Origin of the sequence: Marinobacter salexigens, from assembly GCF_018860765.1 — a bacterium.
Taxonomy (GTDB): Bacteria; Pseudomonadota; Gammaproteobacteria; order Pseudomonadales; family Oleiphilaceae; genus Marinobacter; species Marinobacter salexigens_A.
Window position 1 is genome coordinate 539,805 of the sequence record NZ_JAHKPV010000021.1, and the last position, 13,990, is coordinate 553,794.

Consider the following 13,990-nt stretch of genomic DNA (forward strand, 5'->3'; position numbering starts at 1 on the left):
CAAGCCTCCGTTTATCGTTCAGATAAGATCATCCGGGCTCAACTGTTCTATCGAATTTTTACCCAAGAGTGCAAGGGTCAGCTCTACTTCATAGCGGAAGTTTTCTAGCATCCGGCAGACCGCTGCCTCGCCACCAGCGGCCAGCGCATAGGCCCATGCACGGCCCGCCAAGCAAGCGTTTGCGCCAAGGCACAGCGCCCGAATAACGTCTTGGCCAGACTGAATACCACCATCGAGAAGAATCTCGGTTTTTCCGGACACGGCATCTGCTATGGCAGGCAAAGCCGAGATGGTTGAAGGTGCGCCATCCAGTTGCCGCCCACCGTGATTGGAAACAACAATGCCATCGGCACCAACATTCACGGCTGAACGGGCGTCGTCGGGGTCCATAATCCCTTTGATAACAAGCTTGCCCGGCCAATGCTGCCGCACCCAATCGAGATCCTTCCAGATGACCGAGGCGTCAAACTGCTGGTCTACCCAAGTTTTGAAATCTTCAGGGTTGCGACCCGAAGGCACCGCATCGGAAAGGTTTCCGAACGTCAGAGGTTTACCTTGGATGGCAACATCCCAAAGCCATAATGGGTGGGCAAGCAGATCAGACAGTTTTTGAATTTTCCCCCAGGGCGATAGCCCACCATTCATGCCGTTTCGCACGTCCCGGTAGCGCACACCCAACTTAGGAAGATCTACGGTAAACACCAATGTGGAGTATCCGGCTTGATGTGCACGGTTTAGTAAAGCTTCTGAATAACCCCGGTCTTTCAGGACATAAAGCTGAAACCAATTAGCCGAGTTAGTGGCTGCAGCAACTTCTTCCAATGAGCAAATCGAGACAGTGCTGAGACAAAAGGGCACACCACCTTTCTGTGCTGCCCGGGCTACTTGAACTTCTCCTCTGCGGGCGAGCATACCCGCGAGACCCACAGGTGCAAGAGCCAATGGCAATGCAGCATCTTGGCCCAGTATTCGTGTGGCGGCAGAGCCGCTGGACACGTCTCGCAGTACCCTCTGGCGAAAATGCAGGCGCTGGAAGTCCTCTACGTTCTCTCTGAGGGTTTGCTCTGAAAAGGCGCCACCGTCAAAATAATCAAACATCATCCGGGGCAGTCTAGCTTTAGCGATTTTACGGTTATCCGTTGTGTTTGCAGGTGTGATCATTGTTTTATTGTTTCTCCGGCAGACCATTCAGGATAGGGTCGCCATTGTTTTTTCCAAGCTGCAATTTTTTCCGGTTTCATCGGTCTGGCAATGGCGTAGCCCTGCGCATCATAGCAACCAAGGCGAATCAGGAGTTTGCCATGCTCCATGGTTTCTACCCCTTCCGCTACTAGGTTTCTGTCGAAAGCATTGGCAAGGCCAATTATGCCTTTGAGAATAGCGATGTCGTCTGCATTCGAGAGTGCGCCGTTTACAAACCCTTGATCTATTTTCAAGGTGTTTACAGGCAATTGCTTGAGGTAGGAAAGCGAAGAGTACCCGGTACCAAAGTCGTCAAGAGAAAAGGTCACACCCAAGCTTTCGCAGTCCCGGATAATGTCGCTTGCTTTATCAAGCTCACCAAGGGCTGCAGTTTCCAAAATTTCCAAATCTAGCCGATGTGGCGCCACTTGAGGGTAGTAGTCCAATGCGCGGGCCAATCGCGCCACAAAATTCGGATGCTGAAGGTGCACAGCGGCAATATTCACACCCACGTCCAGCGCTAGGCCTTCGCTATCCCAAACGCTCATCTGCCGGAGCGCCTGATCAATAACCCACTCCCCAATATCAACCATCAGAGGGTGGTGTTCCAATGCCGGTAGAAAGTCTATAGGGCTCAATATACCCTTATCCGGATGATCCCATCGAATAAGCGCCTCTACACCAATTACTCTGCCAGACCGAAGGCAGACTTTGGGCTGGTAAAGTAGCAGGAACTGGTTTTCTATTAACCCCTCTCGAACATCCGCCAGAAGCTGCTGACGCACCACAGATTGGCGCTGTGCATCGGCATCCAAAAACAGCCAACTGCCTTTTTGTTCTTGCTTAGCGCGAAACAACGTGTGATCCGCCTGCCGCAGAATCGTGTCGCCATCATCCGCACCATCATGGGGAAAACGAACCACCCCTGCAGTAAACGCCATGGAAATACTGCCGCCATTAAGAACAAATGGTTGTTCTGCGGTAAGCCTTAGCGCAGTTAATTGGGATTCCACCTTGCCACTGTCCAATAGCAGTACAACAAACTCGTCCCCGCTGATCCGCGCGAGTTGGCCACCTTGGACCATGGCATCTTTCCAACGCCTTGCTAGCACCCCGAGCAAGCGGTCAGCGCATTCTTCACCAAAGCGGGCATTCACCTTGTGGAAGTTATCCAAATCAATGGAAATCAGCGCTACTGACTCACGGGGTAACTGTTCCTGCTGAATGACATGCCTGATTTCCCGAAGCATGCCATTACGGTTCATCAGGCCAGTAACTGGATCTGAATATGCCAGAAACTGGAGTTGCTCCTCGTGGTCAGTCGCTTGCTGCTCCAGAGCAGCCGACAACTTATCGTGCTGCAACCGTGCCAACTCATCTTCAGCTCGTAGCCGCGCCATTTTTTCGCGCATCAACTGTATGGTGCCCGCAGAGAGCTTGCTGTAGATCTCCAACAGGGCCGAAACCATCACCGACACAACACCGCTCAACTCGCTGTCGACATCCTTTCGCGCTTCAGGAATCGAAAGGCCACGCTCAACTGCCTTGATGGTCAGTGCCATTCGGCGGTCTGATTCCAGAATATGAAAGGCCAGCCATCGCGTCAGGTAATTGAACAGCTCCGCCATAACCTTTTCTTCTGGCTCTTTGCTAGAACGAAACATCTGAATCTGCACAAAGAAGAGTTGGTGGCCATCATGGTGGTTGCGCACCATTTCTTGATCACCGAGTGCTGCTTCCCACAGCTCCTCTTCAGCTTTGAAGTGATAGGCCGCATAAGCAAGCAGCTCGTCCAGAATATGGTCGCATTGAAGCTCTGAAGTGCTGGAGGCGAAGTGCCAGGCAAGCCGGTTCAGAATTTCAACCAGCACCCTGTGTTGCTGGTCAATCTCATCGATACCCGTTTCGAAATTCCGGTTCCACGGAAAAATTTCAAAAACCGCAGTGTCGTTATCAGACATGGTTTGGGGCCTGTAAATCGTTGATAAGCGCAGCCTTTAGCATAGCCTAATTTATAGCCCACTTTTCAACAGCTTTGTTATATCAACAGGGCGAATCGCTAGAATAATGAAGCTTTCTTTGGCAAATGGAATTGACATATTCGTAGGTAAAGTTTGCTACCGTGTATGCCGGTTATCCACAGCTTGATGGTGGAACCCGAAAAAAATAAGTTGGGCCAGCTGGCTTGCTGCAAGCCCATCGCTTTTTTCTCGATTCACATGACACGGCAGCCACAGAAAGGCGGGTAAAGCTTGAGGACCCCTTCAGCGTGTTCGGCTGCAGGGGCATAGGTAATTGGAAGGCGGGTTGCCCGAACGATCTTAATCCGGTGAAACAAATTTGCCGCATATAGGCTTTGCTGTTTCGCCAGCAAGTTTAAACTGAGTTCAGCACCGGAAGGAGAAATTTAACCCGTTTCTGTGGGCGTATCCATTTTCGAATCTTTGTCTAAGAATAGTTTTTCAAGCTTCAGAAGACCGTCCTGAATAAGATCAAAGCCTTTGTCGATTTCTGCACCGAGGGTTTCATTCATCATGTCCAGTGCCACAATTTGGTCTCTGGCTTCGGCGTAACCTTGCTCAATACCGGATCTGGCCTGAGACATCAAATCCGCCAGCTTTTCCATATCTGCACCGCCGTCCGCTTCTGCCTGCAGACGGTTTTGCACAAACCCAAGGATAACACTGGCAACATCTGAGGCAGAGGGTGGCTGGGCTTGCGCAGCGTATTTATCGGCTCCGGAAACAGCCTTATTTTGGCCGCCCATAGCTTCTTGCAGCCGTTGTTCCATGCGTGTACGCATCACATTGATGGCATCCGCAGGTGTACGAATACTCGCCTGTTTTTCAACTCTCGCCTCAGTCGTTACCCGACTTACGGGCTTCGCATCTGTGGGGCTCGTATTCACTCGACCGGTCACATCCGGCCCGCGACCAATGATTGGTGCTACCATAGCCTTTACCTCCTGCAAGGTTCTGTATGTAACGGGTAACGGCAGATGAGCACACAACATTAAGAACAATTGGTTATAACCTATCTAAAAGGCTATGAAGGCTTTACTTCTTTATCCAGTGACCATCTACCTGAATGTACTGGCCGGAAGGTGTTTTCTCGACCGCTTTCTGGCCCGCTACGGTTTCGACCTTTGTGACGGCTATACCATGTTTTTCAGCAATCTTTTTATAAGCTTCACGCCGTGCATCGTTAATTGCACTCGCAATGTCCTTTGATTTTTGATCGGAACCTACAGCTGAGAGATAGCCTGATGGGGTCTCACCTACAAGACCTTGGCTTTTTGCAGACTCAAGGGCATTTTTTGCTTCATCCAAACTCATAGCCATCGCAGGCAGGGCCATGCTGAACGCTAATAGTAGGGCGCTGAATCGGGCAACTAATGTCATGGTTAACTCCTTAAAAAAATCGTTTGAACAAAATGCCAAGGCAATCAGAACAAGCCCTTCTCGCTGAACAGGTCGTCTACATCTTTATCGACCTTCACGTAAATTTCGTGCTGAATTTTCACGTTAAGGTTTACTGTAATCGGCTCTTTCGGCGCTGCGACCTGAACGGTCGGGGTGCACCCAACTAATAAACCACCCATAGCTAGTCCCGCACAAAGAGCGGACAGGCGCCGGGGAAACCTCGAACCAAATTGCGTCATATCGATGTACTCCTTTGTTATCCTTTACTCTAACAGGTCGCCGGAATCACGTTCGCGGTTCTTCAATAATTTTTTGACTCTTTCCGCGACAGCATCACTAACCCTGCCGCTTAACTGCAAACTGGTCAGCAGCGCTGGAATGTTCTCCTCCAAATTAATATTCAGCACCACAGGTTGCCCTTTTCCAACTTCCGGGCTGCTTCCTCGAAGGTGGAGTTTCAGCGTTAGGGTGCCGTCTTCATCATAGTCAATACCACTATCGAGCACGGAGTAGCGGAAATCCTCCAGCGCTTGCGCCACCAGTTTCATAGATTCGCTCTGGCTGGCAAGCGCTTTGAGCCGCTCTGCTGTTACTTGCAGGCGCCCGCCCGGTTTGACGGCATCAATACGGCCTTGCTCTATCTTTATTCCGGTAGCCGGATCGAAGAGAACGGGCACAGTTCCACTGAGGATACCTGTACCCGCCAGACCTTCTGCTGGGTATAACTGTAAAAGCCGAGCCAGACTAAGCTGATTAAGCTCAACGGGAATTGTCACCGGCGCTTGCGCCAGATCCCAGCTTCCGGGTTGAATGGTTACATCGCCACCCAGCGCACCAATATGGGCAGCTTCCAGAGCCAGCTCTCCAGATGCCAATTGGGCAACAGGAGCCTCGTAGTCACCCACAAAACGCACCGGCCCGACAGGCAGCCCCGGGTTAACCTCTTCAATAGTCAATTCAGGCACATCCACATTAATGCGCTCACTTCCAAGGGAGAATTCCGCAGCCCCGTTCATCCTGCTCCAAGCTGTGCGATCATAAGTGCCACTCCAATCAGCAAATACCAGCTTCCCAGCCAGCTGCAGTGCGCTATTTTGCGGTTTTTTAACAGTAGCATTGGCGCTGACATTGCCGCCGGATACCAGAAGTAAGGGTGGCCATGCGGTAAATATGCGAGACAGCGCCTCAGCCTCACTTTCGCCGCTCACTCGCGTCTTGGCCTCAAGCACTAATGAGCCTCTGTAGGGAAAAGCCACGTCGAGATTCATAGATGTACCAGCTTTGGCTTTTATGACCCCTTTAATGTCTGCCCGGTCTAGGTTGGCATTTACATGCCCATTGAACTGCCAGGACTGCGGCAATAACTGAGTGTGCCGAATCTGTTTTGCCGTGACACCAACCGGCCCGGCTAACGAAAGTTGATCTAGGCTTCCTTGCTCCTGACGGTACCCTGCACTCAGAGTGGCTCCCGAGAAACTCAAGCGCAGCCCCGTAAGCGCCATGCTATCCGCCGGTTCAGTTTCGGGAACCGGCTCAAGCTTCTCAGCGTCCAGCAGTGTAGGCTCAGTGAATTTCAGCATAGCCGCATTGGTATCAATCCAGCCGGTGAATGACGCTTTCGCCGTGGGTTTGGCCATCCGCCAGCCAGCCATCTCCAGCTGGGGCAACGCCATAGTGAGCTGCGTATCCCCCAACTGTGCCCGCCAAGGAGAACTTGTGGCCAGGGCCAAATGTGAGCGAATAGCGATGTTCGCACCGCCTCGGCTGGTCAACTCCAGTTTCAACGGCAGCAGGGGCTGTTCCGGATCGATCTGGGCTTCGGGAGGCATGGAGGGGCGAGTGGCAATAGCGTTTACAGGCCGAACGGACAACTTGAGATAATCCGGGCGCATCAGTTCCGGTATCTTTTTGATCCAAGGGGCCGGATGACTCAGCTCCAGATCGGCTCGCATGGTTTCCGGCTGCCAGTCGCCCTCGTTTAACTTCATGGCAAGTTCAGCATTGCCGTTAATACTTCCAACCCCCGGTGCCGGCCAGGGTTGTGGCAACAACGCATGTACTTTCACGCTCCCTGTTGCGCCGGACAAAAAGCTGGTATCTCCGGGGCCTAACAAATCCCAGCTGGCTGCTAGTGAGCCGGTATCTGGCTGATCCGGCCACTGTTCTATAGGTATGTTTTGCCAGGTGTGCAGCCAAGCCAGCAACCAGTCGGTTTGCGGTAAGTCTGGCACTTCAACAGAGCCGCTCCAGGATGCCAAACCCTTAGTATTCCGGGCAGTGTAGTCTGAAAAAGCCGTCAGATACTCTTTCCCATCAATAGATACATCTGCGGAGAAATTAAGATTATCGTCCCCAGAGCTATCAAGAATTGCCGCCACGCCCAACTGATGACCTTTATGGTCAAGCTGCACATGAGCTTTAATCGGGAGCCGTCCGCTTGCTGCCAAGAGCGAGGGGATATCGGGGCCAGCGTCCGAAGCAGGAATCGATTGCGAACTGGAGATTGTTAGGCCGCCCTCCAATGGACACCGGCCTGTCTCGCAAGGTAGTGTCACTTCAAATTTCTGAATGCTGACTTCAGCTGGCAGCCATGCCAACAGCTCTGCTTGCCACTGGTTCGCTTGCTGCGGCTCTGTCTCTTCCACTGGTTTAGCGTCGAGATCTAGCTCCAAATAACTGGCTGCTAGTCTGGTGAACTGTGGCTGCCAGCCGTCCCCCCATTCCGGCCAGCGCCAGCCCAGTGACAGGTTCTGACCTTGTAAGACCAGATCCCTTGCCGGCACGGACTGGCTTAACTTCAGTTCGCGTACAGAGACACCACTGAAGGATAAATCCAGTCCTTGCCATTCCAGAGTTTCAATGCCGTTCTGTTCCAGCATCTGGCTCCACAAATGGCGAGCCGTCAGAATGCCAACCAGCACTGATAGTGCAACGACTACAAACAGTCCCCAGCCAAGTGGTTTCCAAGCAATGCGCATTGCGGGCTATCTCCTGACCCGAGACCGGTTTATGGGAGACCTCTACCGTACATTGGTTGCTATGGCTGGAACAGTTACAGTAAGTGCATGGATGGCGCTTTGCCCTCTCAAATCAGGTTATAGAGGAATACGACCGCGATACCTGCCGGGGTTATAAACTTCAGTACCACCATGAAGGTTTTGAATGCACCCCCTTCCAGACCGATATCTTTTGCAAGCCCCTCACGCCGGATAATCCAGCCTGCAAACAACGCAATGGCTAAACCACCTAAAGGCATCATGAGGTTAGAAACCAGAAAGTCGAGCAGATCGAATACAGTTTTGCCTTCAAAGAAGCCGATAAAGCCCAGAGGATGCACATCGCCCCATAAATTGAACGACAGCACTGTGCCTATGCCGATAAACCAGACAGCAAAGCCGCCAGCCACAGCACTTTTTACTCTGGTTACACCCTTGTGCTCTTCAAGCCATTCAACAACCGGCTCCAGCATGGAAATGGCCGAAGTAATAGCCGCCACCAACAGCAAGGCAAAAAAGATAGTACCGAATACAATGCCACCGCCCATCTGACCAAAGGCTAGTGGCAAGGTCACAAAAATAAGCCCCGGCCCAGCGCCCGCCTCAAGGCCGTTGGCAAACACCAGCGGGAAGATGGCAAGCCCCGCAAGCAAAGCCACACTGGTATCCAGAACCGCAATGGTCATGGCGGTTTTGGCAATATTGATGTTTTTGGGCAGATAAGAGCCGTATGCCATCAAAACACCGATACCAATACTTAGCGTAAAAGCTGCATGGCCAAGGGCAACCAAAACGCCCTCGGTAGTTAGACGACTGAAGTCTGGCGAGAACATGAAGCTGACAGCGCGACCGAAACTGCCGCTACCCATGGCATAAAAAACCATGACAATCAGCAGCAAAAACAGCAGCGGCATCAGCATGTTGACGGCTTTTTCCAAGCCTGAACGAATACCGCGCCCCACGATAAACACAACAATGGCCATAAAGACCGTGTGCCAGAGCAACAGCTCCCAAGGGTTGGCCAGCAGATTGTTGAACTGCCCGCCTATCGCCTCTGCGTCCGCGCCAACGAACATCCCAATGGCCGCCTTACCAATGTAAACCAACGCCCAGCCGCCGATCACGGCATAAAAAGAAAGCACCAAAAAAGACGCCACCACACCATTCCATCCGATGATGCGCCAACCTTTGGACGTACCCTCGGCTTTTGTAAGGGTGCGCATAGTTGCGATTGGGCTTTGCCCGCCGCGACGGCCAAGCATAATTTCTGCGATAAGAACCGGCACGCCAATCAGGAAAATGCATGCAAGGTAAACCAACACAAAAGCACCACCACCATTTTCACCGGTGATGTAGGGAAACTTCCAGATATTACCCAGCCCGACGGCAGAGCCGGCAGCAGCCAGAATGAAGGCCATTTTAGAGGTCCAGAGGTTACTGGCCTGCTGGTGGGGATGAACCGATTCAGTCATTGCGTTCTCCGAATAGTTGTTTTTGTCGGATCGTCATAATGTAGAGCCTCTATTAAAGAGGCTCTGATTGAATACTTAAAAAGGGGGGGCGGGCTGCTACATGACGCTGCGTATGGCGCTGGCAACTTGCGGCAACACCCGTTCATTCAGACCAGCCACGTTCACACGACTGCTTTCCAACATGTATATGCCGTGTTCTTCCCGCAGCCGGCCAACCTGTTCCGGAGTGATGCCAAGAAACGAGAACATACCCCGCTGCCGAGCGATGAAGCCAAAATCACCCACAGGCGCCAAGGCATCCGCAAAGGCATGCCGCAGGCCCAGAATTCGCTCGCACATGCCACCCAGCTCAAGCTGCCATTCGGCGCGTAGTTCGTCGTCGTCCAGAATGGTTTCAACGATCGCTGCGCCATGGGCCGGCGGCATGGAGTAGTGGGAGCGAACAACGCTCAGCAGCTGGCTGGTTGCCGCCTTGTTAATGGCCTCGGTAGCCGAGATTAACACCAGGGCCCCCGTGCGCTCCCGGTACAAGCCAAAGTTCTTGGAGCAGGAGGCAGCAACCACCATTTCCGGAACCTGGCCAGCCAGATAACGCAGGCCTGCGGCATCTGCATCAAGCCCTTCGCCCAAGCCCTGGTAGGCCATATCCACAAAGGGCAATAGCCCCTTACACTGAATCAGCTCGGCAACGACCTGCCATTGATCTAACGTGAGATCAGCGCCGGAGGGGTTATGGCAGCATCCGTGGAGCAGAACCACATCCCCCGCTTTAGCACTCTTCAGCGTGTCGAGCATGGCGGAGAAATTTACCGTTAATGTCTCTCGATTGAGATAGGGATATTCGCGAATGTTCAGGCCGGCGCCGCCCAGCAATGGCATGTGGTTCGCCCAGGTGGGCGTAGTGACCCACACCGTGGTGTCCCGCTGACACAACCGCAGAAACTCTGCTGCCATGCGTAAGGCCCCGCAACCACCTGGCGTTTGAATAACCGATGTGCGGCCATCGCGAATCAGGCTGTTGCCGTCTCCCAGAATAAGACGCGCCATGGCATCGTTGAAGCCTGCCGCTCCGGCTGGGCCGACATAGCTCTTGGTGGTTTCACCTTCCAGCAGACGCCGCTCAGCTTCATGAACTGCAGTCATAATGGGCGTATTGCCTTCGTCGTCCTTGTAGACCCCAATCCCCAGGTCCACCTTGTCGGGCCGGGTATCCGCACGAAACGTCTGCATCAATTGCAGAATCGGGTCCTGAGGTAAATGTTCAAGCGCCTCAAACATGGTCGGTCTCCTTGTGGTCTGCCTGGCTGGTTCGAATCAGTGTGGGCCGGCCGGTATTCAGCGCTTTGATTAGCTGTGAGTGTTTTTCCTGAACAGCTTCAGCCGCCTGTTCACGCACCGGGCCATAGCCCCGGATCTCGCTGCCCAGTTCCGCCAACTGCAGGAAGGTGTCGTAATTGCTGGCATCCAGTTCACTGACAATCCGCTCCACCAGTTGCTGGTACTCTTTTAGCTGGGCCCGGTCCATCTTGCGATCGGATGAATAGCTGAACGGATCGACAGGCGTTCCACGCAGCACGCGGAATTTTGCCAGCAGTTTGAATACCCGGAACATCCAGGGGCCAAACTGACGCTTTCTGGGCCGGCCCTGGGCATCAGTGCCCCGGTTCATGATGGGCGGCGCCAGATGGAAGTGAACCTTGAAGTCGCCTTCGAAGGTGTTGTTCACTTCCTTCATGAAATCAGTTTCGGCGAACAGACGGGCCACTTCGTATTCATCCTTGAACGCCATAAACCGGTACAACTGCTGCGCTACAGCGCGGGTCAACAAATTATTAGTCTCACCCAGCTTTTCCTCTGCTTCACGCACCTGTTTTACCCGCGTGGTATAACGATCTGCCCAGCGGCGGCTCTGATAGTTCACCAGATGCTTGTGGCGAATATTGATCAGCTCGTCCAGGCTCGGCTCCGCTTTCACTTCTTCTACTCTCGTCTGGCCGGTATTCAACAGGTCAGTGATAACCTTCACGTCGGTCGCCGCAACCCGGCCCCAGCCAAAGGCTTCCTTGTTGCGCTCAACCGCAACGCCATTCAGCTCAATGGCTTTCATCAGCGCAGCCTGCGACAGTGGCAACAACCCCCGCTGCCAGGCAAAGCCCAGCATCATCACGTTGGAGAACACGGTGTCGCCCATCAGCTTCTCGGCGATGCCGTTAGCATCCAAGCGTGCGAAATTATCACCACCAACCGCGTCACGGATCAGGTCCAGACGCTTTTCAGATTTCATGTCCGCATCTCGGAACAGCACGTAATCACCGGTAGGCAGTTCCGCTTCGTTGGCAACCACACGGGTATGATTCGGGCGCAGAACGCTCAGCGCTTTCTGGGACGATGCAACGACAAGGTCACAGGCAATCACGGCATCCGCCTGGCCGTGACTGATCCGGACCTGGTGCAGTTTATCCGGGGACGGCGCCATGCGGACGTAACTCAGCACTGTGCCGCCCTTCTGGGCAAAGCCGGTGAAGTCCAGCACCGAAGTACCTTTGGCTTCAAGGTGCGCCGCCATGGTAATCAGCTGCCCCACGGTTACGACACCTGTGCCACCAACCCCACCCACCAGCACATCGAAGGAGCCGGTAAGTTCCGGCAAAGCTGGCTCCGGAATATCCGCAAGCTTGCCCGTGAGTACAGAGCCGGTATCCATGCCCCTGGATTTACGCAGTTGGCCGCCCTCAATAGTGACGAAGCTGGGGCAGAAGCCGTTAACGCAGGAATAATCCTTGTTGCAGGAGGACTGGTCGATCTTGCGTTTGCGACCCAGCTCCGTCTGGCGCGGCACCACAGAAAGGCAGTTCGACTGCACGGAACAGTCGCCGCAGCCTTCGCAAACGTGATGGTTAATAAACGCCCGCTTGGCGGGATCCGGGTACAGATTCCGCTTACGCCGGCGCCGCTTTTCCGCAGCGCAGGTCTGATCGTAAATCAGTACCGTGCAACCGGAAATGTAGCGCAGCTCTCGCTGCACCTTATCCAGCTCTGAACGGTCGTGGAAGGATACGTCATCCGGGAAGAGTTTCTTATGGCCATCGTACTTCTCCGGCTCATCACTGAGCACCACAACCCGGCGCACACCTTCTGCGGCAACCTGCTGGGCAATCATCGGCACGGTAATCTGGCCATCCACAGGCTGACCGCCGGTCATGGCGACCGCATCGTTGAACAGGATCTTGTAGGTGATGTTGATGCCGGCAGCAACGGCCTGGCGAATGGCCATGGAGCCGGAATGGAAATAGGTGCCCTCCCCCAGGTTCTGGAATATGTGGGGATTACCGGTATACCGGCTCTTTCCGATCCAGTTGACCCCTTCACCGCCCATCTGGATCAGGGATTCCGTATTACGGCCCATCCAGGACGCCATGAAGTGACAACCAATCCCGGCCAGTGCCTTGCTGCCTTCCGGCACTTTGGTGGAGGTATTGTGGGGACAACCTGAACAGAAATACGGCAGACGCTTTACGCCACCCGGATCCTGAGCGTTGCTCATACTGTTGATGGCCATCAGGCGATCGTTGTAATCCTCGCCGAAGAAGCGGCCAAGGCGGGCAGCCAGAAAACCGGCAACCAGCTTGGGGCTCAGCTCACCCACGTAAGGAATCAACGGCCGGCCCAGCTCATCCTGTTTACCGGTAATCAAAACCTCGCCGGGGCGATCCGGCTCAGACATAGCCTCTTTAATCTGGCTCTCGATAATGCCCCGTTTTTCCTCGATAACCAGCACTTCTTCCTTGCTATGAACAAAGTTGAGCATGCCCCGTCGCTCGATTGGCCACACAAGACCTACTTTGTAGATATCCAGCCCCATCTCACGGGCACCGTGTTCATCAATGCCCAGCAGGTCAAGCGCTTCCAGAAGATCCAGATGGCCTTTGCCCGTGGTAACAATGCCGAAGCGCGCACCGGCATTATTGAACAGGCAGCGATCAATGGGGTTGGCCCGGGCAAACGCCTGCACTGCCGCCAGTTTGTGCTCGATGCGGGTTTCCAACTGCGGGCCCGGCAGGTCTGGCCAGCGATAGTGCAGACCGGTTTCAGGCGGAGTGAAATCGTCCGGGGTTACAAAATCCGGCAGTGGTGGCAACTCAACCGAGGCAGCGCTTTCTACCGTTTCCGAAACCGCTTTAAAGCCCACCCAACAGCCACTGTAACGGGACAAGGCAATACCCCAGAGACCGAACTCCAGGTACTCGGCAACGTTAGCCGGGTTGATGGTGGGCATAAAGAAGCTCATGAATGCCACATCAGACTGGTGCGGCATGGAGGAGGACACGCAACCGTGATCGTCCCCTGCAACCACCAGCACGCCACCGTGGGGCGAACTGCCGTATGTGGTGCCATGTTTCAGCGCGTCGCCGGCACGATCAACTCCCGGCCCCTTGCCATACCAGATACCAAATACGCCATCCACCTGGCGGTCGTCGTCGGTTTCTACCTGCTGAGTGCCAAGCATGATGGTTGCTGCGAGGTCTTCATTGATAGCAGGCACAAAGTCGATGCGACTCTCATCGAGGTAGTTTTTCGCCTGCCACAACGCCTGGTCGTATGCGCCCAGGGGCGACCCCCTGTAACCACTCACCATGCCCGCGGTTTCCAGGCCCAACTTGCGGTCCAGGGCTGCCTGCATCAAAGGTATACGCACCAGCGCCTGGGTGCCTGTCAGGAATACCCGCCCGGAGTCCCTCCGGTAACGGTCTTCAAGGCTGTAATTATCGAGTTGGGAATTATCTGGTCGAGAGAGATCGGCGGACATGACGCCCTCCTTATTGTCGATTTTATAAACAAAATTCTAGAGGGAAGTCGGCAAAAGGTGCTTGCTAATTGGAAGGAAATATCAGGGATTTGCGAAAGGATGTTCGATAAA

At 53.9% G+C, this 13,990-nt stretch carries 9 protein-coding genes and 1 pseudogene; 1 reads left to right on the forward strand and 9 read right to left on the reverse strand.

Annotated elements, in window-relative coordinates; translation table 11 throughout:
• Positions 1-18: 18 nt before the first annotated feature.
• Together KO508_RS16110 and KO508_RS16115 are read right to left on the reverse strand one after the other, a co-directional pair.
• A complete protein-coding gene (locus KO508_RS16110; RefSeq protein ID WP_216009305.1) occupies positions 19-1,161 on the reverse strand; it encodes an L-lactate dehydrogenase in 1,143 nt (380 codons plus the stop codon).
• Positions 1,158-3,143: a putative bifunctional diguanylate cyclase/phosphodiesterase gene (locus KO508_RS16115; protein WP_216009306.1), complete on the reverse strand. Its 1,986-nt coding sequence runs from the start codon at positions 3,141-3,143 to the stop codon at positions 1,158-1,160. Before KO508_RS16115 ends, KO508_RS16110 begins: the two co-directional genes overlap by 4 nt.
• Positions 3,144-3,330: 187 nt before the next feature.
• Here KO508_RS16115 and KO508_RS18920 point away from each other — a divergent pair.
• Positions 3,331-3,535 (forward strand): annotated as a pseudogene (locus tag KO508_RS18920) (succinate dehydrogenase iron-sulfur subunit); the annotation flags it as partial.
• 54 nt (positions 3,536-3,589) lie between these two features.
• On the opposite strand, the gene KO508_RS16120 reads toward KO508_RS18920, so the two are convergent.
• The 7 genes from KO508_RS16120 to KO508_RS16150 all read right to left on the reverse strand — a co-directional run bounded on the left by KO508_RS16120 (position 3,590) and on the right by KO508_RS16150 (position 13,879).
• Positions 3,590-4,135: a DUF5610 domain-containing protein gene (locus KO508_RS16120; protein ID WP_216009307.1), complete on the reverse strand. Its 546-nt coding sequence runs from the start codon at positions 4,133-4,135 to the stop codon at positions 3,590-3,592.
• 103 nt (positions 4,136-4,238) lie between these two features.
• Positions 4,239-4,583 carry a YdbL family protein gene (locus KO508_RS16125; protein ID WP_216009308.1) on the reverse strand — a complete coding sequence of 115 codons (345 nt, stop codon included), beginning with the start codon at positions 4,581-4,583 and terminating at the stop codon, positions 4,239-4,241.
• Between the two features lie 44 nt (positions 4,584-4,627).
• Positions 4,628-4,843: a YnbE family lipoprotein gene (locus KO508_RS16130; RefSeq protein WP_252738163.1), complete on the reverse strand. Its 216-nt coding sequence runs from the start codon at positions 4,841-4,843 to the stop codon at positions 4,628-4,630.
• Positions 4,844-4,867: 24 nt separating this feature from the next.
• Complete coding sequence (locus KO508_RS16135; protein WP_216009309.1) at positions 4,868-7,582, reverse strand: intermembrane phospholipid transport protein YdbH family protein; 2,715 nt, start codon at positions 7,580-7,582, stop codon at positions 4,868-4,870.
• A gap of 107 nt (positions 7,583-7,689) precedes the next feature.
• The gene (locus KO508_RS16140) at positions 7,690-9,072 is read right to left on the reverse strand and encodes a sodium-dependent transporter (protein ID WP_216009310.1); all 1,383 of its coding nucleotides are present in this window, start codon (positions 9,070-9,072) and stop codon (positions 7,690-7,692) included.
• A 96-nt stretch (positions 9,073-9,168) separates the two neighbouring features.
• Entirely contained in the window at positions 9,169-10,350 is a 1,182-nt protein-coding gene (locus KO508_RS16145) for an aromatic amino acid transaminase (RefSeq protein ID WP_216009311.1), read from the reverse strand.
• Entirely contained in the window at positions 10,343-13,879 is a 3,537-nt protein-coding gene (locus KO508_RS16150; RefSeq protein WP_216009312.1) for an indolepyruvate ferredoxin oxidoreductase family protein, read from the reverse strand. Before KO508_RS16150 ends, KO508_RS16145 begins: the two co-directional genes overlap by 8 nt.
• Positions 13,880-13,990: the final 111 nt, after the last annotated feature.